The following is a 26452-nucleotide window of genomic DNA, read 5'->3' on the forward strand; positions in this document are numbered from 1 at the left end:
CGGTGCTGACCGACGCCGAGATCGCCGAGCGGACCGCTTCCGCAGTCGCCGCGGCCGTCGCCGCCGGGGCCGACCTCGGCCTGCGCAGCGACGATCCCCGCGTGCTCTACGACGTGTTCTCCGTGATCGTCCACCTTCATCCCGAGCCGGTCGTCGTCCGGGTGCCCACGGTCCTACCGCCGTCGTACACCCGAAATCCGGATGTGCAGACCCGACAACAGCGCGCAGAGCTCGAAGTCACCAGCTGGCTCGCCGAGCGCGGGTATCCGGTAGTGGCACCGACCCCGCTGGTGCCCGCCGAACCCGTTCGCCGCGACGGGTTGTCGATGACGTTCTGGCAGTTCGTCGAGCAGGTCCCCGATTCGAACCCGGATTTGGGTCGCCGCATGGAGCAGACCGCGCAGCTACACGCCGCGTTGCGCGACTACGACGGGGAGCTGGATTTCTGGGCGCCGTTCGGCTCCTACATACCGGAGGGGCTGGCAGTATTGAGGGACCTGCCGGAACTCATCGCGACGCCCGATCTCGAACGGGCGCAACGTGAATGGGACGTCATCGGCCCAGTGTTGACGTCGCGCGCGGCCTTCCAGACCGCCTTCCCGGATGTCGACGTTCAGCCCATCCACGGTGACGCGCCATACCACAACATGATCACCACACCGGACGGCGAGCTGTGGTCGGACTTCGAACTCGTGACGCTCGGTGCGGTCGAATCGGATCTCGCGTTGGTGGGCGCCGACGCGCTCGCCGCCTACGACGCGGCGGCGGTCTCCATGGGGCTACGCCCGACCGATGAACGTGTTCTGCGGATCACCGAGGCGGCCGGCAGACTCGCGATGGTCGCGGCGCTGGCGATGGCTCCCGAGCTGCCGATGCTCACCTCGGGTATCGCACCGATGGTCGAGCAGTGGCGGGCGTCCCCACCGGTCACCGCGCTCTAGGAGGGCGGTCCCGCGGTGCGGCCCCGGACCAGCTCGGTGTCGAGGACTTCCACGACCGGCAGACCCGATCGTGGCGGGTGGTGCAGCAGCCGTCCCGCCCGGCGACCCTTCTCGATGCTGGGCTGTGCGACCGTGGCCAGACCGCGCCGCAGCGCCTCGGGCACTCCGTCGAATCCGGTGACCGTCATCTCGCCGGGAACGTAGATGCCCCGCGCCCGTAGGTAATCCATCGCCGACAGGGCCAGTACGTCCGCAGTGCACATCAACGCGGTGAGCCGGGGATTGGCTGCCAAGGCGACTGCCGCGGCCGCCCCGCCCGACGTCGGCAGGTGCTCGTAGCTCTCCACCACGGTCAGCGATTCGGGGTCGAGCCCGGCTGCAGTCATCGCGTCACGAACCCCTGCGATGCGTTCGCGCTGTACGTGAAAGTGCGGAGTCTGCAGTCGTTGGGGGTCGGCCACCGTGGGCCCTGCCCCGCCCTTCGGCCGATCCCGGCCCAGCCGCATCGTCAGCAGGCCGATTTCCCGATGACCCAGCTGCACAACGTGTTCGGCGAGTTGGCACATGGCGCCACGGTCGTCGATGGACACGCGCGAGGCACCGGGCACGTCCTTGGGCTGGTCGATCACCACCATCGGCAGGTGCCGCTGCTGGACGGTCGCGAGATACGGGTCGTCGTCGGAGGCCGAATAGACGGCGAAACCGTCCACCCCGGCGGCGAGGATCGCCGCCGTCCCGTCGCTGACGCTGCGGTTGGGGCCGATCGCGACGAGCAGCAGTCCCTGCCCGGCCTCTTCACACGACTCGGCCAAGCCGGCCACGAAGTCGAGTGCGGCTGGATCGCTGAAGGAATAGTTGAGCGGTTCGGTGATCATCAGACCGACCGCACCGGCCTTGCGGGTGCGCAGCGAACGCGCCACCGGGTCGGGGCCGGGGTATCCCAGCCGCTTCGCGGTGGCCAGTACGCGATCGCGGAGTTCGGCCGACAACTGGTCCGGCCGGTTGTAGGCGTTGGAGATCGTGGTGCGGGAGACCTTCAGTTCGGCGGCCAGAGAAGCCAGCGTGGCACGCCGTCGCGGCGTGGGACTCCTCGGCATGCTCCGTGAGGGTAGCCGACCACGCCTCGAGCTCAGGTGACCAGCACCTGATCGGCGGTTCGTCGCAGCCCGCGCTGCCCGGCCCACACCACCGCCCAGACGCTGCACGCGACCGTCACGATCACGAAGCTGGGCGGCGCGTTGAACATCGCCGAGAGCCCGAGACCCACCCACACCGCTGCGAGGCTGAACGCCGTGGACAGGGCGATCGCCTTGCCCGGTCGCGGTGTCAGCATGATCGCCGCCGCAGCGGGACTGACCACGAGCGCGAACAGCAGCAGCGTGCCGACTGCCTGCACGGCCATCGTCACCGCCAGGCCGAGCAGCGCCATGAACGCCACCGAAAGCGCGCGCACCGGCACTCCCCTGGCGTCGGCCACCTGGGCGTTGACGGACGTGAACAGCAGCGGCCGGTAGATCAGCGCGATGCACACCCCCAGCACCGCGACCAGCACCGCGAACGTGATGATCTGCTGCCGCGAGATCGCCAGCAGGTTGCCGAACAGGACGTTGGTCAGCGTGCTCGAACTCTTGGTCGCCAGCGAGTTGAAGAACAACCCGAGACCGGTCGCCATGGCCAGTACGGTCCCGGTGGCCACCTCGCGGTCGGCCGCCCGGCGACCCAGCGCTCCGATCACCAGAGCGCCGCCGATGCAGAACACGCCGAGTCCCACCCCGACGGGGACGCCGACGAGTACCGCTCCCGTTGCGCCCGGCAGCCCGATGTGAGCGAGCGCGTGGGCGGCGAAGGCGGTGTTGCGCACGACGACGAAGTAACCGATCAGGCCGGCGGCCAAGGCGACGATCGTGCCGCCGATCAGCGCGTTGCGCATGAAGGACGACGTGAGGATCGGCCACCAATTGTCTTGGTAGCCAAGCGCGACGATGGTCGTGTTCATCACGGCCTCCGCACGTAGAGATCGCCCTGCGGCGTATGCACGACTTCGACTCGGGTGCCGTAGAGGTGGCTCAGCAGTGTCTCGTCGACGGGGCCGTCGAAGGTGTCGAAGTGCGCGTGTCCGTCGAGTAGGTAGATGGCGCTGGTCAACACGCCCAACAGTGGGTTGAGGTCATGTGCGACGACCAGGATCGTCACGCCGAACTCCTTGCTGATCCGCTCGAGCACGGCGACGATCTCGCGCTGGCTGCGTAGATCGAGTGCGGCCAACGGCTCGTCGAGGATCAACATGCGGGGCTTGGCGACCAGCGCCTCGGCCAGCGCGACCCGCTGGCGCTGGCCGCCCGAGAGTTGGGAGAGCCGTTTGTCCGCCACCGCGGTCGCATCGACGGCGGCGAGCACCTCGTCCACGCGACGGTTGTCTGCACGACTCGGCCACCCGAAACCCCACCGGTGCCCGACGAGGCCGAGCATCACGGCGTCGCGCGCCCGGATCGCCTCGCCGGAGGCCGACGCGTAGTTCTGCGGGACGTAACCGATCGACTTGTTGAGCGCACCGGCCGGTTGGCCGAAAACGCGGACGTGTCCGGACGCCGGCGGCACCAGGCCGAGCACGATCTGCAGCAGCGTCGTCTTTCCGGCGCCGTTCGACCCGATGACGGCCACGATGCCGCCTGCGGGGACCTCGAACGTCGCCTCCGACCAGATCAGCCGCCCGCCGCGCGCCGCGCTGACGTCCTCAAAGGTCAGCGCCGTCTGCTCGACGACCGATTCCGCCTCAGGTTCGGAACTAGGTGGCGACACCGAGCGCCTCGCCGAGTGCGATCAACTGGTCGATCTGCCAGCTCTGGAACGAATCGGCGTCCGGGGGCAGCGTCTCGGTGATCTCGACCACCGGAACCCCCGACTGTTCGGCCGCTGCCCGAAGCTGTTGCGGGACAGAGCCTTCGGTCTGCACGTTGTAGATCAGGACGTCAACGCCGCGATCGGACAGCAGTTGTAAGAAGGCGTCGAGGTCGGCCGGGGACGGTTCGGAGTCGTTGGACGACGCGACCTGATAGCCGCGCGGGGTGCGGTTGGCCAGACCGAGCGCCGCACCCATGTCATCGAATGACGTCTCGGTCGCCGCATAGCTCTTGCCGGACGCTTTGGCCCTCAGGGAATCAATGAGCTCATGGTACGGCTTGAGGTTGTCCGCGAGCGCGATGCGACGTTCGTCGAAGTAGCCCGCCGCCTCCGGTGCGAGTTGACGCAGTCGCGCGGTGACCGCGTCGGCCAGCGCCGTCACCGCGGCGGGGTCGTACCAGGCATGGGGGTTGGCCCCGTCTTCGTGGTCGACGGCCATCGCCTCCACGACCGGCGCTTCAGGGGCCGTGCTGGCGGCGAGCTTGACCGCCCACTCGTCGTAGTGACCACCGTTGAGGACTACGAGCTGCGCGCCGTCGAACTTCGCCGCATCCGACGGTGCGGGCTCGAAGTCATGGGGGTCGGCCGCCGAGCCGGCCAGCACCGTGGAGACCTCCGCGCAGGCACCGCCCAACTGGGAGACGATGTCACCCCACTGATCCACGCTGACGACCACGTCGACCGGCCGGACCGGACAGGGAGCGGTACTCGTCTCCTGGGCCGCCTCGTCACCGCCGGCGCACGCCGCCACAGCGAACGGCGCGGCCAGCACCGCACTGGCGAGGATCGTGCGGACAATGCGGGGGGTGATCACAGCGATAACGATAACCGTTTCCATTAGTGGGCGCTGCACGGACTAAGCTGGCCGCGTGAACCAGCACGCGTTCGACGTCGAAGAACGCCGCGCGGTTTATCGGGTGATCGCCGAACGCCGCGACATGCGCCGGTTCCTGCCCGGCACGCAGATACCCGAAGACGTGTTGGTGCGGCTGCTGCAGGCCGCGCACGCCGCACCGAGCGTCGGCTTGATGCAGCCATGGCGATTCGTCCGGATCACCGACGACCGGCTGCGGGCACGCATCCACGACCTCGTCGATGAGGAGCGCGTGCGGACCGCCGAGGCGTTGGGGCCACGTGGCGAGGAGTTCCTGGCTCTCAAGGTCGAAGGGATCCTGGAGTGCGCCGAACTCCTCGTCGTCGCGCTGGGCGAAGGCAGACACGAGCATGTGTTCGGGCGTCGCACCCTTCCACACATGGACCTGGCCTCGGTCTCCTGCGCGATACAGAACCTGTGGCTCGCGGCGCGCGCAGAGGGGCTCGGCATGGGTTGGGTGTCGATCTTCGAACCGGACAGCCTCGCCGAGTTGCTCTACATGCCGAACGGCGCTGAGCCCGTAGCGATCCTGTGCCTTGGCCCGGTCCCCGAGTTTCCGGACCGTCCCCAGCTCGAGATCGACGAATGGACGACTGGACGTCCGTTGACCGAGTTCGTCGCCGAAAACCGGTGGCCATCATCGACATCCGCGGAGTTACCGACATGAGAACCGTCGACATGAATGCCGACCTCGGTGAGGGCTTCGGGGTCTGGCGCCTCGGCGACGACGATGCCATGCTCGACATCGTCACCAGCGCCAACGTCGCCTGCGGCTTCCACGCCGGCGACCCGGCACTGCTCTTGCGGGCATGCCGGGCGGCGGCCGAGCGCGACGTGCGGATCGGCGCGCAGGTGAGCTATCGCGATCTGCCCGGATTCGGCCGCCGGTTCATCGACGCGACACCCGAGGATCTCAAGGCCGACGTGATCTATCAGATCGGCGCGCTACAGGCGATCGCGCACGCCGCCGGATCCACCGTCACCTACGTCAAACCTCATGGGGCGCTGTACTTCTCGATCGTGACCAACAACGATCAGGCCCGAGCGGTCGCAGAGGCCGTGCACGACGTCGATCCCGCCCTTCCGGTGCTCGGGCTCACCGGCTCGGCGTTCTTCCGCGAGGCCGAACAGCTCGGATTACGCACGGTGCCCGAGGCGTTCGCCGACAGGGCCTATCGTCCCGACGGCCGGTTGGTGGACCGACGCCAGCGCGGTGCCGTCCTGCACGACACCGACGTCATCGCCGACCGGATCGCGTCGATGGTGTCGGACGGGCGCGTCGACGCGGTCGACGGCTCGACGATTCCGATCACCGTCGATTCGATTTGCGTGCACGGTGATTCACCGGGCGCCGTGCAGATCGCGACGGCGGTACGCGACAGGCTGTTGGCCGAGGGCATAAAGATCGCCCCCTTCACCTGATTCAGCGCAACGCACAGTCTCCGCACTTCGATCCGTCGCTCACGCGATAGTACAGACAGCAGCTTCGACGACGAAAAGCCAAGTTGTGTTTGACCGTTCCGGTTCCGGTGAGCTTGCCGGTCTCCAGCAGAGACCGCGCCAGGGCGGTCGCGGAACCGCGTAGCTGCGGTCGCACCGAGTAGAGCGCTCGGGTCGCGGCCACCAACGCCGAGGCGATGTTGCCGTAGAGCAGGCCCGGTGCGACCTTGACACGCAACCCGTCGGCCAACCGCTCCAGGTGCTCCTCGACGACGATGCGGTACAGCGTGGCCGACGGGTCTCCGACGAGCTGATCACCTTCGGGGACAGAAACTCTCAGTGCTGGGCTGTCCTCCGCACGCTGCAGGCTCGTGAGGTCGGGGACCACACCGTATGCGACGGCGCACGCGAGCACCGGCGACCACAGCCTCGACGCGTGGCTCAACTGCACCGCCGACGCACTGATGCGAAGGTCGCGGGTGCGGTAGCGCGTAGCCGTCGCCAAGATCAGGTCCTGGTATCCCTCGGTGTAGCACGCGTTCACCGGCCGCCAACCCGCTTCGGCGCTCCCCTGGGCGATGGCGAAGAACCCTCCGAAGCGCGCGATCTCGGTGAGTTGAGCATCGATCCTCACCGGGTCCACTCCTTGGGTGTCACGTCGACCCGGATTCGATCGGTGCCCGCATCGAGGCCGACCCTGGCTGCGACACCGTAGACCTCGGCGAGCATGTCCTCGGTCAGGACCTGTGCGGGAGTGCCGATCGACACCACGCGGCCGGTATCGAGAACGCAGACCCGGTCGCAGTATGCCGCAGCGAGATTGAGATCGTGCAAGGCCGCGACGACGGTGGCGCCGGTGGTCCGTAGCAGGTGCAGGGCATCGTGCTGGTGGCGCAGATCCAGGTGGTTGGTCGGCTCGTCCAACACGATCGTGTCGGTGCTCTGTGTCAGCGCACGAGCGATCATCACGCGCTGCTTCTGACCGCCCGAGAGCCGGTCGAACGGCTCGTTCGCCAGACCGGATACATCCACCGATTCGAGCGCCTCGGCGATGATGCGGCGATCGTCGGCGTTGTCGCCGTCGAACGCGCGCTTGTACGGGGTCCGGCCCATCGCGACCACGTCGAACACCGTGAGCGCGAAATCGCCCGGCGCGTCCTGCAACACGGCCGCAATGCGGCGCGCCGCGCGCTTGGCCGGCATCTGCCAGACGTCTTCGCCGCCAACCAGCACGCGCCCCGATGTCGGCCGCTGAGCACGGTAGAGAGTGCGCAACAGCGTGGTCTTACCGGCGCCGTTGGGTCCGACGACGGCCACCATCTCGCCGCGCTCCACCCGCATGGACACGTTGCGGACCAACGTCTTTCGCCCCTTCGTCACCGTCACTTCGTCGATGAGGACTCCGCCAGTCACGCCGACACCTTGCGCCGCATCAGCCACAGAAAGTACGGGCCGCCGACGAGGGCGGTCAGGACGCCGACGGGCAGTTCCTCCGGTGCCGCGACGGTTCGCGCGGCGATGTCGCACACGATGAGGAACGAGGCCCCGAGCAGCGCGGCCGCCGGCAAGGCGCGACGGTGGTCGGCGCCGACGAGCATCCGCACGATATGCGGCATGATCAAGCCGACGAAGCCGATCGCACCGCTGACCGCGACCATGGCACCCACCATCAACGCGACCACGACGAACATCGCCCCGCGGAAGCGATGGACGTCCAAACCCAGTGCCGCAGCGGCCTCTTCACCGCTGTACAGCAGATTCAGCGGCCGGGTGACGGCGAGCAGCACCGCGATACCGACGGCAACGGCCACAGCCGGGATCCACAGCGTCGACCAGGTGGCACCACCGAGGCCGCCGAGCATCCAGCGCACCGCGGACTGGGCCTTGTGCGGGTCGTCCGAAGTGACGATCAGCAGACTGGCGACGGCCGACAGCACCTCCGCGACCGCGACACCGGCGAGTATCAGTCGCAGCGTCGTCATCCGTCCGCCGGTACGAGCGAGAAAGTAGACGGCGAACAACGCGATCAACGCTCCGAGAACGCCGCCAGCGGCAGCACGAACAAGCCGAGCCCTGCGCCGGCCACCAGCACCGCGACCGCACCCACCGACGCACCCGACGACACACCCAAGAGCATCGGGTCGGCCAACGGGTTGCGCACGACGGCCTGCAGCACCATCCCGCAGCACGCCAGGCCGGCCCCGATGACCGCCGCCAGCGCAACACGGGGAAGCCGTGCGTCGAGCACGATCGAGGCACGCACCGGCGGCCATGTCGGGTCGACAAGCATCGGATTGAGCTGGTGGAGCAGGATCTGCCACACCTGCCCGGGCGGAAGGGCCACCGACCCGATGGTGACCCCTGCGGTCGCACACACCACAAGCAGCCCCGCGAGCATGGTCAGCACGAGGCCGTACGGAAGGCGTTGCGGACCCGGGGTCACGGACCGTGCCGGCTTGTCCAGGGCGGTTGTCGTCATCCGGATGGCTCCGGATGCAACTGCTCAGCAAGGGATTTGGTCGCGCGCCCGACACGCACGCCTGCGGTGATCTCGGACAACGGCAACACCGCGAAGCGTTGGTCGCGGACGGCAGGTACCCGCTGCAGCAGCGGATTGTCCAGCAGAAACCGCTTCTTCTGCTCGACCGATTGGTTGCCGTAGTCGTAGATCAGGATGACCTCGGGCGCCCGTTCGGCGAACTGTTCGAACGAGACGTCGGCCCACACCTTCGGTACGTCGGCGAACAGGTTGCGCCCGCCCGCGGATTCGATGATCTGGTTGCCGATGCCCTGCCCGCCGGAGGTGAACACGGTGGTCTCACCGCTGTCGTAGACAGTCACCTCGACCGGTGCCAGGTCGCGCACGCGCCTGCGGGTGTCCTGCAGGCTCCGCTGCTGGCGTTCGACCACCCGCTCGGCTTGGTCGCTGACACCGAATATCCGCCCTATGGTGCGTATTTCGTCGTCCACCGCAGATAACGTCATCGGCTCAGAAGAGCAGTTCTCAGGGTTGAGGTGGGTGTCGATGCCGACATCGCGCAACCGCTCGCGTCCACGCCCCTCCTTCTCGTCGAACGCGCTTTCCCAACCGCCGTAGACAAAGTCGGGTTCGGCGGCGAGCAGTGTCTCGTACGACGGGTACTCCTCGGCGATCACCGGTACGGCCTCGTAGGCGTCGCGGTATTCGGGCAGCACCTGATCGTCGAGGAATGCGGTGCCCACCATGGACTTCTGAAGTTCCAGCGCCAACATCGTCTCGACCGAGTGCTGGTTCAAGGCCACGGCCCGGCGCGGTGGGCGGTCGTAGGTCGTGGTGACGCCGCAGTTGGTGACGCTCACCGGGAATCCCGCCACGGCTTCGGCAGCGGTGGCGCCGGTCGGCGGGGTCGCCGTGCCGCACGCCGTGAGCAGCAGCGCCGAGATCACCGCCGCCGCAAGATGTCGACGCGCCATATGCCGTGCCTTCCGTCGTGCGCGGATGCCACGGGAAGCGCTCTCGGTACGCCGAGGTCAGCCTCACCGGGGAAATCCGCCCCAGCCTTATGAGGAGGCGACCGCGGTGAGTATCTGGCTCCCGGCTCGATCGCAAAGACCTCGCCGGTCACAGTGGCGGGACCGCGCCGGATTCACACCGGCTTCCTCGAGTCGCGATCGCCTGTCGGGCACGATCCTGCCACACGGCCGAAGAGTCGAGTGGCGCACTTACAGTTGGCGCTATGCGTCTCAAGCTCGGCAGGCCGAACCTGGCGGATTACGAGCGCTATTTCGACACCCCACCGGCGGGCGCGGGCATGCGGCTGCGGGTCACCTGGGCGGGCGTCACGACGCTGCTCATCGACGACGGCGAATCGGCGCTGCTGACCGACGGTTTCTTCTCACGCCCGAGCCTGCCCGAAGTCGGGCTGCGGCGGCTGTCACCGTCGCAACCGCGCATCGACGGCTGCCTCACCCGCCTGGGGGTCGACCGGCTGGAGGCCGTCCTTCCCGTACACACCCACTACGACCACGCGATGGACAGCGCGGCTGTCGCCGAGCGGACCGGCGCGCGACTCGTCGGCGGCCAATCCGCCGCCCACGTGGGCCGCGGCCACCGGCTGCCCGAGGACCGCATCGTGGTGGTCAGTTCCGGCGACCCCGTCGCGCTGGGCGCTTACGAGGTCACGCTCATCGAGGGGGATCACTGCCCGCCCGACCGGTTTCCGGGTGTCATCACCGGTCCGGTCGTGCCGCCGGTCAGGGTGTCGGCGTACCGGTGTGGTGAGGCGTGGTCCACGCTGGTTCGCCACCGTCCGTCGGATCGTCGTCTACTGATCGTCGGCAGTGCGGGATTCGCTGCCGGCGCACTGGCCGGACACCGCGCCGATGTGGTGTACCTCGGAGTCGGCCAGCTCGGGCTGCAACCGGAGCGCTACCTGCGTGATTACTGGCACGAGACCGTGCGGACCGTGGGCGCGCGCCGCGTGGTGCTCATCCACTGGGACGACTTCTTCCGTCCCCTGCACGAACCACTGCGCGCGCTCCCCTACGCAGCCGACGACCTCGACGTCTCGATGCGGGTGTTGTCGCGGTTGGCCTACGACGATGGCGTCGCATTGCACCTGCCCACGCTGTGGCAGCCTGCCGATCCGTGGATCTGATCCTGGCCCTGGCCGCCCTGGCGGTCGTACTGGCCTTCGCGGTGGCCCGCCCGCACAAGTGGCCGGAAGCCGTCGTGGCGGTACCCGCGGCCGCGCTGCTGATCGGTGCCGACATCATCTCGCTGGACGAGGCCGCCGCGGAGGTCGGTCGCCTGTTGCCGGTGGTGGGTTTCTTGGCGGTCGTTCTGGTGTTGGCGCGGCTATGTGCCGACGAAGGGGTGTTCCGCGCCGCGGGTGCTGCGTTGGCGCGTGCCGCTGACGGCAACCAGAACCGGTTGCTGGCAGGGGTGTTCGCGATCGCCGCGGCGACGACGGCGGTCCTGAGCCTGGATGCCACCGTGCTCTTGCTGACCCCCGTCGTGCTTGCCACCACCCGCATGCTGTCGGTGCCGGCCACGCCGCATGCCTATGCGACCGCGCACCTGGCCAACAGCGCGTCGCTGCTGTTACCGGTGTCGAACCTGACCAACCTGCTGGCGTTCACCGCGGCGGGCATTACCTTCCTGCACTTCGCCGCGCTCATGACACTGCCCTGGCTGTTGGCCATCCTCGTCGAATTCGTCGTGCTGCGTTGGCTTTTCAGGAAGCGGCTCTCGATCGCGCCTCAGCCGGTGCCCGGCGAGACGGTGCACGTCCCCGTGTTTCCCCTTGTCGTGCTGGGCTTGACGCTGGCGGGATTCGTCGTCACCTCGATGCTCGGAGTCTCACCGGCCTGGGCGGCACTCGGCGGAGTCGTGGTGCTCGGCGGGCGGAGCCTGGTGCGACGCCACACGACCGTGGCGCGGATGGTGGCGGCAGCCGATGTGCCGTTTCTGCTGTTCGTGCTGTGCCTCGGCATCGTGGTCGACGCCGTCATGGTCAACGGTCTCGACAGCGCGATGCGCGGCCTGCTGCCCAGCGGTCACGGACTGCTCGCCCTGCTCGGGATCGCGGCCGTTGCGGCGCTGCTGTCGAACGTCGTCAACAACCTGCCCGCGGTGCTGGTGCTGCTGCCTCTGGTGTCGGCATCGGGGCCGGGCGCGGTGCTGGCGGTGTTGATCGGAGTGAACATCGGGCCGAACCTCACCTATGTCGGCTCGCTGGCCAACTTGCTATGGCGTAGCGTCGTACGCCGCGCAATGGCAACAACCGCAGGCGAGTTCAGCCGCATCGGATTGTGCACAGTACCCGCCACGCTGGTCGCCGCGGTCACCGGTCTGTGGGTGGGGCTGCGGTTGTTCGGCCTCTAGCCTCTACGCTGCCGCGCGATCTCGGCGAGCACGACGCCCGCGGCCACGGAGGCGTTCAGCGACTCCGTGGGGCCGGCCATCGGAATGGAGACCACGGCGTCGCAGGTCTCCCGCACCAGGCGCGAAAGCCCCTTTCCTTCGGAGCCGACCACGACGACGATCGGTCCGCAGCCGTCCAGTTCGTCGACCGTGATATCTCCATCGGCGTCCAAGCCGACGATCTGCAGGCCCTCGTCGGCCCAGTTCTTCAGTGTGCGGGTGAGATTCGTGGCCCGCGCGACCGGAAGCCGGGCGGCGGCACCCGCACTGGTACGCCACGCGACCGCGGTCACAGAGGCCGACCGGCGCTGCGGGATCAGGACGCCATGACCGCCGAACGCGGCCACCGAACGCACGATCGCACCGAGGTTGCGCGGATCGGAGATATTGTCCAACGCGACCAGCAGCGCCGAGGCGCCCTCGGCCGTGACGGCCGCGAGCAGATCGTCCGGATGCGCGTACGAGTACGGCGGAACCTGAAGCGCCACACCCTGATGCAGACCGTTGGCGGCGATGCGGTCAAGGTCGTGGCGCGGGACCTCGAGGATCGAGATGCCCGCGTCGGCGGCGATCTGCACAGATTCGGTCAACCGCTCGTCGGCGTCCGCGCCCAGCGCGACGTACAGCGCCGTCGCGGGCACCCCGGCCCGCAAACACTCCAGAACGGGATTACGTCCCAGCACCACCTCGGTGTCGTCGGTTTTCTTGCCCTGGCGACGCGGCTGGGATTTCGCTGCCTTGGCCGCCCGCTTCGCCGCCGGATGGTTGGGACGCATGTGCGCGGGCGGAGTGGCGCCGCGACCTTCCAGACCGCGCCGCCGCACGCCGCCGGACCCGACCGTGGGCCCCTTCTTCGTTCCCGGCTTGCGTACCGCGCCTCTGCGCTTGGAGTTTCCGGCCATCTACTTCGCGTGCCCGTCGAGCAGCGTCCACTGCGGACCATCGCCGGTGTCGGTGACCTCGATCCCGGCTTCCTTGAGGCGATCTCTGATCGCGTCGGCTTCGGCCCAGTCCCGCCGCGCCCGCGCGTCCTCGCGCCGTTCGACCTCCGCGCGCACCAACACATCGACCGCGGCCAGTGCGGCCGACGTCTCGTCCTTGGACTCCCAGCGCTCGTCGAGCGGGTCCGCGCCGAGGATGCCCATCATCGCGCGGATCGACATCGCCTGCGTCAGGGCGGTTTCGTGGTCACCGGCGTCCAGCGCGCGATTGCCCTCGGCGCGCGCTGCGTGCACCTCGGCAAGCGCGATCGGAACGGACAGGTCGTCGTCGAGCGCCTCGGCGAACTTCGGAGTCCACTCGCCGGGCACGACTGCGCCGACCCGGTTGCGCACGCGGTGCAGGAAGTCCTCGATACCGGTGTAGGCCCTCGCCGCGTCCTGCAGCGCCGTTTCCGAGAACTCCAGCATCGACCGGTAGTGCGCGCTGCCCAGGTAATAGCGTAACTCCGCGGCCCGGACACGTTGCAGCACAGCGGGAATCGCGAGCACGTTGCCCAACGACTTGCTCATCTTCTCGCCGCCCATGGTCACCCAGCCGTTGTGCAGCCAGTATCGGGCGAACGGGTCGCCGGCCGCCTCTGCCTGGGCGATCTCGTTCTCGTGATGAGGGAACACCAGGTCCATGCCGCCGGCGTGGATGTCGAACTCCGCGCCGAGATACGCCTGGCACATCGCGACGCATTCGGTATGCCAGCCCGGTCTTCCACGACCCCATGGCGTCGGCCAGGACGGTTCACCGGGTTTGGCGCCTTTCCACAAGGTGAAATCGCGTTCGTCGCGCTTGCCGGTCGCTACGCCTTCACCCTGATGCACGTCGTCGATCTTGTGGCCGGACAGCTTGCCGTAGCCCGGCAGGCTGAGCACGTCGAAGTAAACGTCGCCGTTACCGACATACGCGTGGTCCCGCTCGATCAGCCGCTCGATCAACTCGACCATCTGGGTGATGTGGCCGGTGGCGCGCGGTTCGGCCGACGGCGGCATCACCCCGAGCGCATCGTAGGCGGCCGAGAACGCGCGCTCATAGGTGGCGGCCCACTCCCACCACGGCCGTCCCGCGTCGGCGGCCTTGTTGAGTATCTTGTCGTCGATGTCGGTGACGTTGCGGATGAAGGCGACGTCGTAGCCCTTGGCCATCAGCCAACGCCGAAGCACGTCGAATGCAACTCCGCTGCGCACGTGGCCGATGTGGGGCAGACCCTGAACCGTGGCGCCGCAGAGGTAGACCGAGGCGTGCCCGGGGCGCACGGGAACGAAGTCGCGGACGGCACCGCTCATGGTGTCGTACAGCCGCAGGTCGGTCACGCGCTGACCGCCCAACCGTTCGTCTGATCCACGGCACCCAATCGTTCGCCCCCAATCACGAAGGGCCAGCTTACAGGCCTAATCGCGGTCGACCACCAACGCGGTCGCGATGGCCGCCAGACCCTCACCACGGCCGGTCAGACCCAGGCCGTCGGTGGTGGTCGCACTGACGGACACGGGGGCGTCGAGCAGTTCGGACAGGAGCTTCTGCGCCTCGATGCGGCGCGGACCGACCTTCGGACGGTTGCCGATCACCTGCACTGCCGCGTTGACGATTCGGAAGCCCTGATCGGTGACGAGCCCGTGGACGTGCCGAAGCATGTCGGCGCCGCCGGCGCCGCGCCACTCGTCGCGACCGGTGCCGAAGACCTCGCCGAGGTCGCCGAGACCGGCCGCGGAAAGCAGCGCGTCGCAGAGCGCGTGCGCCGCGACATCACCGTCGGAATGGCCTTCGCAGCCGTCTGCCCCGTCGAACAGCAGGCACAGCAGCCAACACGGCCGCCCCGCCTGGATGGGGTGTACGTCGGTGCCGAGCCCGACCCTTGGCAGGCTCGTCATCGGCTTCAGGAAGCGGCGGCGAGTGCCTCGTCGAGGATGGTCGCGGCCTTCTCGTCATCGGTGTTCTCGGCGAGAGCAAGCTCGCCCACCAGGATCTGTCGCGCCTTGGCCAGCATCCGCTTCTCACCCGCCGACAGGCCACGCTCCTGATCGCGTCGCCACAAGTCGCGGACCACTTCGGCGACCTTGTTCACGTCACCCGAGGCCAACTTCTCGAGGTTGGCCTTGTACCGCCGCGACCAGTTGGTCGGTTCCTCGGTATGGGGGGCACGGAGCACCTGGAAAACCTTGTCCAGGCCCTCCTGTCCGACGACGTCGCGCACCCCGACATACTCTGCGTTCTCGGCTGGCACTCGAACCGTGAGGTCCCCCTGAGCGACCTTCAAGACGAGGTATTCCTTTGGTTCGCCTTTGATGGTCCGGGTTTCGATCGCCTCAATTAACGCAGCACCGTGGTGGGGATAAACAACGGTGTCTCCGACCTTGAAAATCATCAGTTTCGAGCCCCTTTCACACCTCAATGCTAGCACGGTGCCCAGACAGGGGTGGACCAACGGTGCAGGTCAGGGGCACCTCGGGGGAACGTTAGGGGTTGACACGCCGACGAATCCATGCATGGCTCAGGCGTCTTCGAGACGTCCATCCAGTAGCTGGGGCGGGGCATCGCGCATGGGGCAGTGGCACTTCCGGTGCCACTTTCGCGGCGCCGCCCGCGGATTCCCGACGACGTGCCGGACCTCAGCTACCGCCGCCCGCACGCACCTACTACTCTGCATAGTCGAATCCCGCGACCGACCGGATCGGTCGCTTCGACGGGCCGAGCAGGAGGCAAGAGTGGACCGCTTCAAACTGGCCGCCTGCGGGTTGGCTGCTGCCTTTGTCGTGGGCGGGGCGCTCGTCGGCTGCAGTTCGGGACAGGTCTCCCAGATGACCACGCAGGAGCCGGCCGTCAACGGCACCAGCGCGAACCTCGGCGAGATCGCGTTGCGCAACGTTCACCTGCGGGCCGAGCAAGTGACCGACTTCGTCCGGCCGGGCAAAGAGGTCGAGCTGATCTTCGTGGCGGCCAACACCTCGCCTGAAGAGGCCGACAAGTTGGAGTCGGTCACTTCCGAGGTCGGCACCGTGACCCTGACCGGTGACACCACTGTGCCCGCGGGCGGCATGCTCACGGTTGGCGCACCGGACGGGCAGATCACCCCATTGGAGAGCGTCGAGGCCGCAGAAGCCGCCGAAGCCATGGTCACCCTGAGTAAGCCGATCACCAACGGCCTGCTCTACGACTTCACGTTCAAGTTCCAGAAGGCAGGCGAGGCGACCGTGCGGGTGCCGATCTCCGCCGGTGAGGCGCCGCGTCGAGGCGAAGCCGCCGAAGCGGGCGGACACGGCGGCGGGCACTGAGCGAAGTCCGCGACACGACCGCTCAGCGCTGAGTTTCTGTCGCTGTCTGTCGGAGGCGACGGCTACCGTCAACGCGTGGCCAAAAGTGGCGCCAAAGCGCGCTCGCAGTACCGCTGCTCGGAGTGCCACCACGTAACCCTCAAATGGGTCGGCCGCTGCCCCGAATGCGGCACCTGGGGCACCGTCGACGAGGTGGCCGTGTTGTCCGCGGTGGCCGGAGCCGGAGCGCGACGTTCAGTCGCCCCCTCCTCAGCGGCCGTGCCGATCAGCTCGATCGATCCCGGGCGCACCCGTCACTGCCACACCGGTGTCACCGAGTTGGACCGAGTGCTCGGCGGCGGCCTGGTGCCCGGATCGGTGACGCTGCTCGCCGGTGATCCCGGCGTGGGCAAGTCGACGCTGTTGTTGGAGGTCGCGCACCGGTGGGCGGCGGCGGGGAAACGGGCGCTGTACCTCTCGGGTGAGGAGTCGGCAGGCCAGATCCGGATGCGGGCGGAACGCACGCGCTGCACTCACGACGAGGTGTACCTGGCCGCGGAGTCGGATCTGGGCACAGCACTTGCACACATCGACGAGGTGCAGCCCAGCCTGGTGGTGGTCGACTCGGTGCAAACCATGTCCACCACCGAGGCGGACGGCGTCACCGGCGGCGTCACCCAGGTACGCGCGGTGACCACCGCTTTGACGATGGCGGCCAAGACATCCGGCGTCGCGCTGATCCTCGTCGGCCACGTGACCAAGGACGGTGCGATCGCCGGGCCGCGCTCGCTCGAACATCTCGTCGACGTCGTGCTGCACTTCGAGGGCGACCGCGCATCGTCGCTTCGGATGGTCCGCGGCATCAAGAACCGCTTCGGCGCCGCGGACGAAGTCGGCTGTTTCCTTCTGCACGACAACGGGATCGAAGGCGTGGCCGACCCATCCGGCCTGTTTCGCGACCAACGACCCAAACCCGTTGCGGGAACGGCGATCACGGTCACCCTGGACGGTAAGCGTCCGCTGATCGGAGAGGTGCAGGCGCTGATCGGGCCGCCTGCGAACGGGACCGCCCGGCGCGCCGTCAGCGGAATCGACTCCTCGCGTGCCGCGATGATCACCGCGGTCCTGGACAAGCACGCGGGCCTGTCGGTGGGCGCCCACGACATCTACCTGTCGACCGTGGGCGGTATGAGGCTGACCGATCCGTCGGCGGACCTGGCGATCGCGGTGGCCATCGCGTCTTCGAAGATGGACCTGCCCGTGCCGGCCGCCGCGGTGGCAATCGGCGAAGTGGGCCTGGCGGGCGATCTACGGCGGGTCACCGGCATGGACCGCCGCCTGGCCGAGGCGGCCCGGCTCGGCTTCGCATCGGCGGTCGTACCACCCGGCGTGACATCGGTGCCCGCCGGATTGCGGGCGATCACCGCCCACGACATCGGCTCTGCGTTGCGAGTTTTGCGCGATATCAGCAAAGATCAGCAAAGATAGAGCAATGACGGCCGATCCTAGGGAGGGACGATGGCCGTGAAGTCGGGTGGCAGATCGGGACGCACGGTGGTGCCGTTGGCGCGGCCCACCATGCGCGAGACGATCGCCCGCTTGGCCCCGGGAACGGCGCTGCGCGACGGCCTGGAGCGCATCCTGCGCGGCCGCACCGGCGCCCTGATCGTGATTGGCTACGACGAGAGCGTCGAGGCCATCTGCGACGGCGGCTTCTCCCTCGACGTCCGCTATGCGCCGACACGCTTGCGGGAGCTGTCGAAGATGGACGGCGCGGTGGTGCTGTCCAGCGACGGCGCCCACATCCTGCGGGCCAACGTGCAACTGGTGCCCGATCCGTCGATCCCCACCGAGGAATCCGGAACCCGGCACCGCTCCGCCGAGCGCACGGCGATCCAGACCGGCTATCCGGTGATCTCGGTGAGTCATTCGATGAGCATCGTGACCGTGTACGTCGCCGGTGAGCGGCACGTCATCCCCGACTCGGCGACGATCCTGTCGCGCGCGAACCAGACGATCGACACCCTCGAGCGGTACAAGACGCGTCTCGACGAGGTCAGCAGGCAGCTCTCGACCGCCGAGATCGAAGACTTCGTCACGCTGCGCGACGTGATGACCGTGGTGCAGCGGCTCGAGATGGTCCGCCGCATCAGCCTCGAAATCGACTCGTACGTGGTCGAACTCGGCACAGACGGCCGCCAGCTCAAACTGCAGCTCGACGAGCTCGTCGGCGACAACGACACCGCCCGCGAGCTCCTCGTGCGCGACTATCACGCCAACCCGGACCCTCCATCGGCAGCGCAGGTGAGCGCCACCCTCGAGGAGCTCGACGGGCTTTCCGACAGCGAGCTCCTCGACTTCACGACGCTGGCAAGGGTTTTCGGTTACCCGTCGACGATCGAGGCGCAAGATTCGGCGATGAGCTCGCGCGGCTACCGCGCGATGGCCGGCATACCCCGGCTGCAGTTCGCGCACGTCGACCTGCTGGTTCGCTCGTTCGGCTCGCTACAGGGCCTGCTGGCGGCCAGCGCGGGCGACCTCCAGTCGGTCGAGGGCATCGGCTCGATGTGGGCGCGCCACATCCGGGAAGGCCTTTCGCAGTTGGCTGAGTCGACGATCGCCGACCGGCTGGCCTGAATCCGCGCCAAACCTCAGTTGGGGACGGGTCCCGGCGGCGGGGCGACGCCCTGGCCGTGCTCCGGCGACTGCGGCGCGGCGAGGATGAACGGCACCGTGGCCGACCGCAGATTGCCCAGCTGGACGACGAGGTTGTAGGTGCCCGGCCCGATCGGCTGACGCGGCAGCGGGCAGCCCGGAGCCGATCCCATGCCCGTCCAGGTGACCTCGGTGGTCACCTGCTCACCGGGCTGGAACGCCTTGACCAGCGTCTCGTTCGACGGCGCACAATCGAGGTTGGACCAGAGCCGGGCGTTGTCCAGCGAGTAGACGTAGGCGGCCAGCACCGCCGCGCCGACGTCACGCTTGCAGCCGACGAGCCCGATGTTGGTGACGACCATCGTGAACTTCGGCTGCTCACCGACGACGTACTGCGGTTGGTTGGTGATGCCCTTGACCGCCAGCGTCGAGTCGGGGCAGTCGTCGCCCTCGTTGAGGATCGGCGGCGGTGTGACGGCCGCGGTGGGTGTCGGGGTGGGGGGCGGTGCGTCCTGCGCCGGCGGCATCACCGGCGTCTTCACCTCGGGGTTCTCCCCCGGCAGCGGCGTCGGTTCGCCTGCCGCAGCGGGGGCGGACGCCTCGGCGCCCTTCGTCTCGGAGCCCCCGGTGTTCTTCACGACCACGACCACGATGGCCGCGATCACGCCGATCACGAGGACCGCTATGCCCAACGCCAGTGCCCTGCGACGCCAGTAAATCTGCGTCGGTAGCGGGCCATGCGGTTCCAGATCCAGCACAAGCTCACGGTAAGGCCAGGTCACGCCTTATCGGTCGAGGTCGCTCGGCGTGTCGCCCTCAGCTTTCGCCGATGTCGCCGAGGTGGTCCCGCAACACCACCCGGCCGTCGGCGAGGTGATAGGTGACGCCGACGATCGCCAGCTCGCCCGCGGCCACACGCTCGGACACCGTCGTCGAGCGGGCCAGCAGTTGGGAGCCGGTCTCGCTGACGTGACGGGCCTCGAACTCGTCCACGCGGGTCAGGCCGTCGCGACGGCCCAACAGGATCGACGGCATCACGCGCTCGACGATGTCGCGGACATAACCGCCGGGCACCACGCCCTCGTCGAGCGCCCCCAGCGTCGCCTTCACCGCCCCGCAGCTGTCGTGGCCGAGCACGACGACCAGCGGCACGTCGAGCACCGCGACCGCGTACTCGATGGAGCCCAGCACCGCCGCATCGATCACGTGCCCTGCGGTGCGCACCACGAACATGTCCCCGAGCCCCTGGTCGAAGATCAGTTCGGCGGCCACCCGGCTGTCCCCGCAGCCGAACACGACGGCCGTGGGTTTCTGCGAGGTGGCCAAGCTGGCGCGGTGCTCAATTCCTTGGCTGGGATGCAGGGGCTTGCCGGCGACGAAGCGCTCGTTACCCTCCTTGAGTGCTTTCCACGCGGTCACTGGGCTGGTGTTGGGCATGACCGACATTGTGCCCCAGTTGGTCGATTGGTATGACCGCGAACACCGAGATCTACCGTGGCGTCGGCCGGGGGTCACCCCGTGGCAGATCCTGGTCAGCGAATTCATGCTGCAGCAGACGCCGGTCGCACGCGTCGAACCGGTCTGGCTCGCGTGGGTACAGCGGTGGCCGACACCATCGGCGACCGCGGCGGCAAGCGCAGCAGACATCCTGCGGGCGTGGGGCAAGCTCGGCTATCCGCGCCGCGCCAAGCGGTTACACGAATGCGCGACGGTGATCGCCGAGCAGTACGGCGACGTCGTACCGTCGGACGTCGAGACGCTGCTGTCGCTGCCGGGCGTCGGGGCCTACACCGCGCGGGCGATCGCCTGCTTCGCATACCGCGACCGGGTACCGGTGGTCGACACCAACGTCCGGCGGGTGGTGACCCGGGTCGTGCACGGTCGCGCCGACGCGGCGTCGTCAACGCGCGACCTTGCCGACGTCGAGGCCCTTCTGCCCGAAACCGCTCTGGCGCCCAAGTTCTCGATCGCTTTGATGGAGTTGGGCGCGACGGTGTGTACCGCGCGGGCGCCCCGGTGCGGGCTGTGCCCGCTGAGTACGTGCGCGTGGCGGTCTCGGGGCTTCCCTGCGCCGACCTCGCCGGCGCGGCGCGTTCAACGCTATGCGGGCACCGACCGGCAGGTCCGCGGCAGACTGCTCGATGTCCTGCGGGACAACGCCTCTCCCGTGACCCGGGCCCAGCTGGACGTCGCGTGGCTGTCCGACACCGCACAACGCGACCGCGCGCTGGACTCGCTTCTGGTCGACGGCCTCGTCGAACAGACCGCCGATGGCCGCTTCGCGCTCGCCGGTGAGGGCGGCTGAGCGCGCACGGCACGAGGTCAGGCCGAGGCCATTTCCGTATCGGTGTTGGTCTCGGGTTCACATGTGCTGCATGAGAACCGGCGACGGTAGTCCGATGGTGTCACCCCGATGATCCTGCGGAAGTGGTGCCGCAACAGCGTCGCTGTCCCGAAACCGCTGCGCTCGGCGATCCGGTCGACGTCGAGATCGGTCTCCTCCAACAGGGTTCGTGCGTACAACACGCGTTGGTCGGTCACCCACTGCATCGGGGTACGGCCCGTCTCCTCCACGAACCGGCGGGCGAAAGTACGCGCCGACATGTGCGCGCGGGCGGCCAGGGTGGCGACCGTGTGCGGCTTGTCGAGGTTGCTCAGTATCCAATCCAGGTGCGGTGCAAAGCGTTCCGAACACCGCACCGGGATCGGCTGGTCGATGTACTGGCGTTGACCGCCGTCTCGTTGCGGCGGCACCACCATGCGGCGCGCGATCTTGTTGGTGACCTCGCTGCCCAGCTCACGCCGGACCAGGTGCAGGCACGCGTCGATACCGGCCGCCGTGCCCGCGCTGGTGATCAGGTTTCCGTCGTCGACGAACAGCACGTTGCGGTCGACCTTGGCCGTCGGGTGCCTGCGCGCGAGTTCGTCGGCGTGCATCCAGTGCGTCGTGCACTTCCTTCCGTCGAGGAGACCGGCGGCGCCTGCGACGAACGCGCCCGAACACACGGTGAGGATGATCGATCCCGACTCGGCGGCGGCCCGGACGGCAGCCAACGCCTCGGGCAGATACTGCGACCCTCCGATCGCCGGGATGGCGACCAGGTCCGCACCGACCAGGTCGTCCAGGCCGTGGTCGGGGGTCAGCGTCGCGCCGACCGAGGTGCGAAGCGGCTTGCCAGGAACCGGACCGCACACCTTGAAGTCGAAGTTGGGGACGCCGTCGCCCGAGCGGTCGATGCCGAAGACCTCGCAGATGACGCCAAACTCGAATATCGCCAGATCGTCCAGGACGAGCGTCGATACGCTCCTGATAGACATGGCAGCATTTTATCGCAAAGTGTCATTGCTGCCACTGTTGGCTGGATTTTGTCTGACGAATAGTTACTGCCATGAGCACTTTACTGGCACTTCTGGTTCTCGTTTTCCCGGTCGCGGTCGCAGCCGCGTTCGCCTGGGCCGCCAGCCGCTCCGGGTACCTGCGGTTGCACCGCGATCAGTTCCGCATGGCCGCGCCGATGGCAGGCCGGGTGTTCGAAGACGACCGCGACCTGTTGCGTCTCGAGCGCGACATCGACGCGATCCGCACCCGTTTCGAGCGCCACCCCGTCTGGCCTTCCTCAGGTGCGCTCGGAGAGCGTCGCTAGAAACGACTCGACCGCCTGCCGATAGGCCTGCGGCACATCGTCGTGGACGAGGTGACCGGCCTCGGGCACCCGCAGATACGTCGTGTGCGGGCCGGACTCCGCCATTCGGGCCATCTGTCCCGGCGGGGTGACCGAGTTACCCGCCTCGATCAACAATGCCGGCACGCGGACGGCCTGCCACTCGCGCCAGTAGTCGCGGGTGCCCCATTCCGCGGCGATCTCGATCCAGACATCCGTTCGGCCGTGCAAGCGCCAGCCGCCCGGAATGCGATCGAACGCCTCGAGGAAATACTGACCCGCCACCGGACCGAACTCGTCGTAAACCCTTTGGGCGGCATCGAATTCGACCGGTAACGCATGCAGCCACGGCTCCCAGGGCCCGGTCGTGCGGCCGCGGAAATCCGGCGCCATGTCCTCGACCACCAACGCCTCCACGAGATCGGGTCGCGTCGCGGCCAGGCACCATGAATGCAAGCCGCCCATCGAGTGACCGATCATGACGGCGGGCTGGCCGATGCTCGCCACCGCGTCGCCGAGATCCGCGACGAACCGTTCGGTGCTGATGGGGCGGACATCATCGGCGTCGCGGCCGCGGTGCCAGGGCGCGTCGTAGGTGTAGACCTCACCCAGCCGGGTCAACCACGGCAACTGGCGCGACCACGTGCTGCCGCGCCCCATCAGCCCGTGCACCAGGACGAGCGGTCGTCCCCTGCCGCCGCGGTGGGTGAGCGGGGCCCGCGTACCGCCTGGTGACTGCATCCCGACATCATCGTGCCTCCGGGTGACCCCGATGCATTCGGTAGCCTGATGCGCATGGCAAGCCAGAATCCCGTCGTGAAGATCAACGCGATCGAGGTACCGCCCGACGCCGGTCCCGAACTGGAGAAGCGCTTCGCGCACCGGGCCCACGCCGTCGACAACCAGCCCGGCTTCCTCGGCTTTCAGCTGCTGCGCCCCATCAAGGGCGAGGACCGCTACTTCGTGGTGACGCAGTGGGAGTCCGAGGAGGCTTTCCAGGCCTGGGCGACGGGCCCGGCCATCGAAGCCCACAAGGGTCAGCAGGCCAACCCGGTGGCCACCGGCGCGTCTCTGCTCGAGTTCGAGGTCGTCCTCGACGTTGCGGGTGCTGACAAGTAGAGGCTCGCTCATCGCGTGCCGGGCGCTCGCGCTGACGGTCGCGGCCTCGTTGGTCGTCGCCGTCGGCGGCTGCGCGAAAGTCGGGCCTGCACCGGCCGACGCCGCGTACGGCACGCCCATCGAGATCAACACGCCCCAGGGGCTGCGAGCCAAGCAGACGCTGGACATGCTCAACTCCGACTGGCCGATCGGGCCCGTGGGAGTGCGCACGATGGCGGAGCCCGAGAAGGTCGACGAGATCGTCGCCAAGCTCGACCGGATCTGGTGGGACCGGCCGTTCAAGGTGACCGACGTCGACATCCGGGCCGGACAAGCCGAAGTCGGAGTGCTGACGTCGTACGGTGTCGCCCAGGAGATCGACCTTCGCACCAACGACGCCGGCATGGTCGACCGGTTCGATGTGACGCTGCGCCCGCCGGAGATCGACGAATGGTCCGATATCGACACCGAGATCACGAAGTCGGGGGCCCGCTACTCCTACCAGGTGTCGAAGGTCGTTGCCGACCAGTCGAAGTGCGATGTGGTGGCCGGGACCAACACCGAACTGTCGTTGCCGTTGGCATCGATCTTCAAGCTCTACGTGCTTCTCGCGGTCGCCGAAGCGGTGAAGGCGGGCACCCTGAAGTGGACCGACCCGCTGACCGTTACGAAGCGGGCCAAAGCGGTCGGCTCCGCGGGCCTGGAAGAACTCCCGCCCGGCTCCCGGGTGTCGGTGAGAACCGCTGCGCAGCAGATGATCTCGGCCAGCGACAACATGGCCACCGACCTTCTCATCGATCGTCTGGGGCCGGGCGCCGTTGAGCGGGCACTGGTTCTGGCACGCCATCACGACCCGGCCAGCATGACGCCGTTTCCGACCATGCACGAGATGTTCTCGGTCGGCTGGGGGCGCCCCGATCTTCGCGAGCAGTGGCGCCAGGCGGTCGAGACGGGTAGCCCGCAAGTTCGGGCGCAACTGCTCGCACAGACCAATTCGCGCCCGTACGAACCGGATCCGCAGCGCACGCATACCCCGGCGTCGAACTTCGGGGCGGAGTGGTACGGCAGCGCCGCCGACATCTGCCGCGTGCACATCGCGCTACAGGCCGCCGCCGTGGGTGAGGCCGCGCCGGTGAAGGACATCCTGTCGGCGATACCCGGCATCGATCTCGACGGGTCCAAGTGGGGCTACATCGGCGCCAAAGGCGGAAACCTGCCCGGTGACCTCACGTTCAGCTGGTATGCCGTCGACCACACGGGGCAGCCGTGGGTGGTCAGCTTCCAGTTGAACTGGCCCCGCTACCGCAGCCCCACCGCCGCGGGGTGGTTGTTGTCGATCGTGCGCCAGACCTTCGACCTGGTGCCGATCGGCTGATCAGCGGTTCGACCGGAGTGTCCAGGCGTGCCCGCGGAAATGCATCACCGTCCGGCTCACCGGCGCAATGTCGATGCGCCAGAACGACTTCGGCGGAGCATCCAACGCGATGAGGATGGCGGCGCGGACCACCGCCGGATGTGTCACCGCGACCAGCCTGCTTCGACGGTCGGTCAACGAGTCCATCCAGTCGCGAACCCGGTCGACCAGCTCGACAACCGACTCGCCACCGTGCGGCGCCCGGGTCGGGTCGGTCAGCCAGATCGCCAGGTCGGCCGGTCGCACCCCGCTCAGCACGTCGCCACGCCATCGGCCGCAGTCCAAGTCCGCCAACCGACCGTCCACATCGGCTTGCAGGCCGAGCAGCTCGGCGGTCTGCCTGGTGCGCTTCTCGGGACCGCACAGAGCCGCGTCGACGACGCCGAGGTTGATCGACACGTCGACCTGCCGGTGGCCGGTCGGGTTCAACGGCTCGTCGGTGGGAAATCGTCCGGCCGACATCGCATCAGTCAGCGCGTGCGATACCAGCGTCAGCCGGACGACCTCACTCACGCAGGGATGCTCTCCCGGCGGTTCTGTTCGAGCAGCCGCGCGGCCATCGCACCGAAGACCAATGCGATCGTCGTGTACATGACGATCTGGGTGCCCAACGAGTACAGCCGGAACTCGTAGAGCACATCCGCCGGGAAGCCCTCGTAGACAATGTTTCCGGCGTCGTCGGTCAACGGTCCCGGTGTCTCGTTGATGCTCGGCAGCACCAGCATCACGACCGCCACCGCGACGATGTAGGACCCCGCAGCGGCCAGCGCCGCGTTCCATGTCCCCAGGCGTTCGGCCAGCCGTCGGCCCAGATACACCGCGCCGACCACAAGCGCCGCCGACAAAACCACCGTCAGCAGGTACAGCAGCGTGCGCTGGCGGATGGTCTCGTCCAGGCTCAGAGCCGGCGGGCTCGGGGGATACTTCAGGGCGGGAACGACGTACAGGCTCAACAGCATTCCGCCGGCCACATATACCGACAGCAGCCGTGCCGAGATATTGCCGACGCGGCCGTAGGCCACGGCGAAGATCACCGCGAAGATCGCGCCGATCGCCAGGCTGAACAGCAATACGCCCAGTCCCATACCGATGTTCATCTGAACGGCGCGCTCGAATCCGCCGCCCTCGCCGTGGCTATGACCCGCGCCTTCGGCGTGTTCCAGCGCCTCGTGCGCGGCCCCGACACCGTCCTCATAGGCGATGGCCAGGTCGATCTGCGGTTCGACGAAGATGCGCGCGAAGACGAACGCGAGTACGCCGGCGACGGCACCTGCGAGCAGGCCACGCCAGATGATCTGCTTTTCCATGTCCGGTTACCTCG

At 68.1% G+C, this 26452-nt stretch carries 29 protein-coding genes, 1 pseudogene and 1 riboswitch; of the genes and pseudogenes, 12 read left to right on the forward strand and 18 right to left on the reverse strand.

The features are described 5' to 3' along the window. The first annotated feature begins 2 nt into the window (after positions 1-2). A complete protein-coding gene (locus tag CEX87_RS16095) occupies positions 3-941 on the forward strand; it encodes an aminoglycoside phosphotransferase/kinase family protein (RefSeq protein WP_064399257.1) in 939 nt (312 codons plus the stop codon). On the opposite strand, the gene CEX87_RS16100 is transcribed toward CEX87_RS16095, so the two are convergent. The 4 genes from CEX87_RS16100 to CEX87_RS16115 are packed head-to-tail and all read right to left on the reverse strand — an operon-like array spanning position 938 to position 4680. Beyond that, positions 938-2038 (reverse strand): LacI family DNA-binding transcriptional regulator, encoded by a 1101-nt coding sequence (locus tag CEX87_RS16100; RefSeq protein WP_064399258.1) that lies wholly within the window; start codon positions 2036-2038, stop codon positions 938-940. The genes CEX87_RS16095 and CEX87_RS16100 overlap by 4 nt on opposite strands. Positions 2039-2070: 32 nt before the next feature. Further along, positions 2071-2937, reverse strand: a complete 867-nt coding sequence (locus tag CEX87_RS16105) for a metal ABC transporter permease (RefSeq protein WP_064399259.1) — start codon at positions 2935-2937, stop codon at positions 2071-2073. Then, on the reverse strand, positions 2937-3740 hold the full coding sequence (locus tag CEX87_RS16110; RefSeq protein WP_066810191.1) for a metal ABC transporter ATP-binding protein: 804 nt from the start codon (positions 3738-3740) through the stop codon (positions 2937-2939). The genes CEX87_RS16105 and CEX87_RS16110 overlap by 1 nt, the downstream gene beginning before the upstream one ends. Further along, a complete protein-coding gene (locus tag CEX87_RS16115; protein ID WP_066810192.1) occupies positions 3727-4680 on the reverse strand; it encodes a metal ABC transporter solute-binding protein, Zn/Mn family in 954 nt (317 codons plus the stop codon). Before CEX87_RS16115 ends, CEX87_RS16110 begins: the two co-directional genes overlap by 14 nt. 31 nt (positions 4681-4711) lie before the next feature. Here CEX87_RS16115 and bluB point away from each other — a divergent pair, with 31 nt between their 5' ends. Next, positions 4712-5383 carry a 5,6-dimethylbenzimidazole synthase gene (gene bluB / locus CEX87_RS16120; RefSeq protein ID WP_066810193.1) on the forward strand — a complete coding sequence of 224 codons (672 nt, stop codon included), beginning with the start codon at positions 4712-4714 and terminating at the stop codon, positions 5381-5383. Beyond that, on the forward strand, positions 5380-6138 hold the full coding sequence (locus tag CEX87_RS16125; RefSeq protein ID WP_094288071.1) for a LamB/YcsF family protein: 759 nt from the start codon (positions 5380-5382) through the stop codon (positions 6136-6138). Before bluB ends, CEX87_RS16125 begins: the two co-directional genes overlap by 4 nt. Position 6139: 1 nt before the next feature. Here CEX87_RS16125 and CEX87_RS16130 read toward each other — a convergent pair whose 3' ends face one another. From CEX87_RS16130 to CEX87_RS16145, 4 genes and pseudogenes are all read right to left on the reverse strand, one after another. Next, entirely contained in the window at positions 6140-6790 is a 651-nt protein-coding gene (locus tag CEX87_RS16130) for a (2Fe-2S)-binding protein (protein WP_094288092.1), read from the reverse strand. Continuing rightward, positions 6787-7569 carry an ABC transporter ATP-binding protein gene (locus CEX87_RS16135; RefSeq protein ID WP_233151398.1) on the reverse strand — a complete coding sequence of 261 codons (783 nt, stop codon included), beginning with the start codon at positions 7567-7569 and terminating at the stop codon, positions 6787-6789. Before CEX87_RS16135 ends, CEX87_RS16130 begins: the two co-directional genes overlap by 4 nt. After that, positions 7566-8635, reverse strand: a pseudogene (locus tag CEX87_RS27985) (FecCD family ABC transporter permease). The gene CEX87_RS16135 and the pseudogene CEX87_RS27985 overlap by 4 nt, the downstream one beginning before the upstream one ends. After that, on the reverse strand, positions 8632-9609 hold the full coding sequence (locus CEX87_RS16145) for an ABC transporter substrate-binding protein (protein WP_094288072.1): 978 nt from the start codon (positions 9607-9609) through the stop codon (positions 8632-8634). Before CEX87_RS16145 ends, CEX87_RS27985 begins: the two are co-directional and overlap by 4 nt. Positions 9610-9697: 88 nt before the next feature. Then, positions 9698-9821, reverse strand: a riboswitch (cobalamin riboswitch). A gap of 51 nt (positions 9822-9872) precedes the next feature. On the opposite strand from CEX87_RS16145, the gene CEX87_RS16150 reads away from it, so the two are divergent. Then, the gene (locus CEX87_RS16150) at positions 9873-10793 is read left to right on the forward strand and encodes an MBL fold metallo-hydrolase (protein ID WP_094288073.1); all 921 of its coding nucleotides are present in this window, start codon (positions 9873-9875) and stop codon (positions 10791-10793) included. Continuing rightward, entirely contained in the window at positions 10784-12022 is a 1239-nt protein-coding gene (locus CEX87_RS16155; RefSeq protein WP_094288074.1) for an SLC13 family permease, read from the forward strand. Before CEX87_RS16150 ends, CEX87_RS16155 begins: the two co-directional genes overlap by 10 nt. Here the strand turns inward: CEX87_RS16155 and rlmB are convergent. From rlmB to carD, 4 genes are all read right to left on the reverse strand, one after another. Next, complete coding sequence (gene rlmB, locus CEX87_RS16160) at positions 12019-12963, reverse strand: 23S rRNA (guanosine(2251)-2'-O)-methyltransferase RlmB (RefSeq protein WP_094288075.1); 945 nt, start codon at positions 12961-12963, stop codon at positions 12019-12021. The two genes, CEX87_RS16155 and rlmB, sit on opposite strands and share 4 nt — an antisense overlap. Beyond that, on the reverse strand, positions 12964-14364 hold the full coding sequence (cysS, locus tag CEX87_RS16165; RefSeq protein ID WP_094288076.1) for a cysteine--tRNA ligase: 1401 nt from the start codon (positions 14362-14364) through the stop codon (positions 12964-12966). A 78-nt stretch (positions 14365-14442) separates the two neighbouring features. Further along, positions 14443-14922 carry a 2-C-methyl-D-erythritol 2,4-cyclodiphosphate synthase gene (ispF, locus tag CEX87_RS16170; RefSeq protein WP_094288077.1) on the reverse strand — a complete coding sequence of 160 codons (480 nt, stop codon included), beginning with the start codon at positions 14920-14922 and terminating at the stop codon, positions 14443-14445. A 5-nt stretch (positions 14923-14927) separates the two neighbouring features. Beyond that, complete coding sequence (gene carD, locus CEX87_RS16175; protein WP_064425037.1) at positions 14928-15416, reverse strand: RNA polymerase-binding transcription factor CarD; 489 nt, start codon at positions 15414-15416, stop codon at positions 14928-14930. A gap of 340 nt (positions 15417-15756) precedes the next feature. Here carD and CEX87_RS16180 point away from each other — a divergent pair, with 340 nt between their 5' ends. The 3 genes from CEX87_RS16180 (at position 15757) to disA (ending at position 18939) form a co-directional block, all read left to right on the forward strand. Continuing rightward, entirely contained in the window at positions 15757-16323 is a 567-nt protein-coding gene (locus CEX87_RS16180; RefSeq protein WP_064399273.1) for a hypothetical protein, read from the forward strand. Positions 16324-16398: 75 nt separating this feature from the next. Further along, complete coding sequence (gene radA, locus CEX87_RS16185; RefSeq protein ID WP_064399274.1) at positions 16399-17790, forward strand: DNA repair protein RadA; 1392 nt, start codon at positions 16399-16401, stop codon at positions 17788-17790. Positions 17791-17820: 30 nt separating this feature from the next. Further along, the gene (disA, locus tag CEX87_RS16190; protein WP_064399275.1) at positions 17821-18939 is read left to right on the forward strand and encodes a DNA integrity scanning diadenylate cyclase DisA; all 1119 of its coding nucleotides are present in this window, start codon (positions 17821-17823) and stop codon (positions 18937-18939) included. Positions 18940-18953: 14 nt separating this feature from the next. Here disA and CEX87_RS16195 read toward each other — a convergent pair whose 3' ends face one another. Both CEX87_RS16195 and CEX87_RS16200 read right to left on the reverse strand, forming a co-directional pair. Beyond that, positions 18954-19715 carry a hypothetical protein gene (locus tag CEX87_RS16195; RefSeq protein WP_064419281.1) on the reverse strand — a complete coding sequence of 254 codons (762 nt, stop codon included), beginning with the start codon at positions 19713-19715 and terminating at the stop codon, positions 18954-18956. 58 nt (positions 19716-19773) lie between these two features. Continuing rightward, positions 19774-20394, reverse strand: a complete 621-nt coding sequence (locus CEX87_RS16200) for a carbonic anhydrase (protein WP_064399277.1) — start codon at positions 20392-20394, stop codon at positions 19774-19776. Between CEX87_RS16200 and CEX87_RS16205 the strand changes: the two genes are divergently transcribed. Further along, on the forward strand, positions 20393-21262 hold the full coding sequence (locus CEX87_RS16205) for an HhH-GPD family protein (protein WP_064399278.1): 870 nt from the start codon (positions 20393-20395) through the stop codon (positions 21260-21262). The genes CEX87_RS16200 and CEX87_RS16205 overlap by 2 nt on opposite strands. 17 nt (positions 21263-21279) lie before the next feature. Here CEX87_RS16205 and CEX87_RS16210 read toward each other — a convergent pair whose 3' ends face one another. Further along, on the reverse strand, positions 21280-22275 hold the full coding sequence (locus tag CEX87_RS16210; RefSeq protein WP_064425036.1) for a GlxA family transcriptional regulator: 996 nt from the start codon (positions 22273-22275) through the stop codon (positions 21280-21282). Positions 22276-22346: 71 nt separating this feature from the next. Here CEX87_RS16210 and CEX87_RS16215 point away from each other — a divergent pair, with 71 nt between their 5' ends. Next, positions 22347-22601: a hypothetical protein gene (locus CEX87_RS16215; RefSeq protein ID WP_064399280.1), complete on the forward strand. Its 255-nt coding sequence runs from the start codon at positions 22347-22349 to the stop codon at positions 22599-22601. On the opposite strand, the gene CEX87_RS16220 is transcribed toward CEX87_RS16215, so the two are convergent. Continuing rightward, complete coding sequence (locus CEX87_RS16220) at positions 22575-23360, reverse strand: alpha/beta fold hydrolase (RefSeq protein WP_094288096.1); 786 nt, start codon at positions 23358-23360, stop codon at positions 22575-22577. The genes CEX87_RS16215 and CEX87_RS16220 overlap by 27 nt on opposite strands. A gap of 54 nt (positions 23361-23414) precedes the next feature. On the opposite strand from CEX87_RS16220, the gene mhuD reads away from it, so the two are divergent. Both mhuD and CEX87_RS16230 read left to right on the forward strand, forming a co-directional pair. Next, complete coding sequence (mhuD, locus tag CEX87_RS16225) at positions 23415-23738, forward strand: mycobilin-forming heme oxygenase MhuD (RefSeq protein ID WP_064399378.1); 324 nt, start codon at positions 23415-23417, stop codon at positions 23736-23738. Next, positions 23719-25092, forward strand: a complete 1374-nt coding sequence (locus tag CEX87_RS16230) for a serine hydrolase (protein WP_416171914.1) — start codon at positions 23719-23721, stop codon at positions 25090-25092. Before mhuD ends, CEX87_RS16230 begins: the two co-directional genes overlap by 20 nt. Here CEX87_RS16230 and CEX87_RS16235 read toward each other — a convergent pair whose 3' ends face one another. Together CEX87_RS16235 and CEX87_RS16240 are read right to left on the reverse strand one after the other, a co-directional pair. Beyond that, positions 25093-25644, reverse strand: a complete 552-nt coding sequence (locus CEX87_RS16235) for a histidine phosphatase family protein (protein ID WP_094288078.1) — start codon at positions 25642-25644, stop codon at positions 25093-25095. It lies immediately after the preceding gene. Next, the gene (locus CEX87_RS16240; protein ID WP_066810203.1) at positions 25641-26438 is read right to left on the reverse strand and encodes a CbtA family protein; all 798 of its coding nucleotides are present in this window, start codon (positions 26436-26438) and stop codon (positions 25641-25643) included. Before CEX87_RS16240 ends, CEX87_RS16235 begins: the two co-directional genes overlap by 4 nt. Positions 26439-26452 lie beyond the last annotated feature (14 nt).

The sequence above is a fragment of the Mycobacterium lehmannii genome (genome assembly GCF_002245535.1).
Lineage (GTDB): Bacteria > Actinomycetota > Actinomycetes > Mycobacteriales > Mycobacteriaceae > Mycobacterium > Mycobacterium lehmannii.

What these genes read in the sequence shown, in the direction of transcription:
- CEX87_RS16200 (WP_064399277.1), bottom strand. Translation starts at nt 20,394, where the DNA reads ATGCCCAACACCAGCCCAGTGACCGCGTGGAAAGCACTCAAGGAGGGT.
- CEX87_RS16205 (WP_064399278.1), top strand. Translation starts at nt 20,393, where the DNA reads ATGACCGACATTGTGCCCCAGTTGGTCGATTGGTATGACCGCGAACAC.
- CEX87_RS16240 (WP_066810203.1), bottom strand. Translation starts at nt 26,438, where the DNA reads ATGGAAAAGCAGATCATCTGGCGTGGCCTGCTCGCAGGTGCCGTCGCC.
- CEX87_RS16100 (WP_064399258.1), bottom strand. Translation starts at nt 2,038, where the DNA reads ATGCCGAGGAGTCCCACGCCGCGACGGCGTGCCACGCTGGCTTCTCTG.
- CEX87_RS16125 (WP_094288071.1), top strand. Translation starts at nt 5,380, where the DNA reads ATGAGAACCGTCGACATGAATGCCGACCTCGGTGAGGGCTTCGGGGTC.
- CEX87_RS16210 (WP_064425036.1), bottom strand. Translation starts at nt 22,275, where the DNA reads ATGTCTATCAGGAGCGTATCGACGCTCGTCCTGGACGATCTGGCGATA.
- CEX87_RS16220 (WP_094288096.1), bottom strand. Translation starts at nt 23,360, where the DNA reads ATGCAGTCACCAGGCGGTACGCGGGCCCCGCTCACCCACCGCGGCGGC.
- CEX87_RS16145 (WP_094288072.1), bottom strand. Translation starts at nt 9,609, where the DNA reads ATGGCGCGTCGACATCTTGCGGCGGCGGTGATCTCGGCGCTGCTGCTC.
- mhuD (WP_064399378.1), top strand. Translation starts at nt 23,415, where the DNA reads ATGGCAAGCCAGAATCCCGTCGTGAAGATCAACGCGATCGAGGTACCG.
- CEX87_RS16105 (WP_064399259.1), bottom strand. Translation starts at nt 2,937, where the DNA reads ATGAACACGACCATCGTCGCGCTTGGCTACCAAGACAATTGGTGGCCG.
- CEX87_RS16150 (WP_094288073.1), top strand. Translation starts at nt 9,873, where the DNA reads ATGCGTCTCAAGCTCGGCAGGCCGAACCTGGCGGATTACGAGCGCTAT.
- carD (WP_064425037.1), bottom strand. Translation starts at nt 15,416, where the DNA reads ATGATTTTCAAGGTCGGAGACACCGTTGTTTATCCCCACCACGGTGCT.
- CEX87_RS16115 (WP_066810192.1), bottom strand. Translation starts at nt 4,680, where the DNA reads ATGGAAACGGTTATCGTTATCGCTGTGATCACCCCCCGCATTGTCCGC.
- ispF (WP_094288077.1), bottom strand. Translation starts at nt 14,922, where the DNA reads ATGACGAGCCTGCCAAGGGTCGGGCTCGGCACCGACGTACACCCCATC.
- rlmB (WP_094288075.1), bottom strand. Translation starts at nt 12,963, where the DNA reads ATGGCCGGAAACTCCAAGCGCAGAGGCGCGGTACGCAAGCCGGGAACG.
- disA (WP_064399275.1), top strand. Translation starts at nt 17,821, where the DNA reads ATGGCCGTGAAGTCGGGTGGCAGATCGGGACGCACGGTGGTGCCGTTG.
- CEX87_RS16215 (WP_064399280.1), top strand. Translation starts at nt 22,347, where the DNA reads ATGAGCACTTTACTGGCACTTCTGGTTCTCGTTTTCCCGGTCGCGGTC.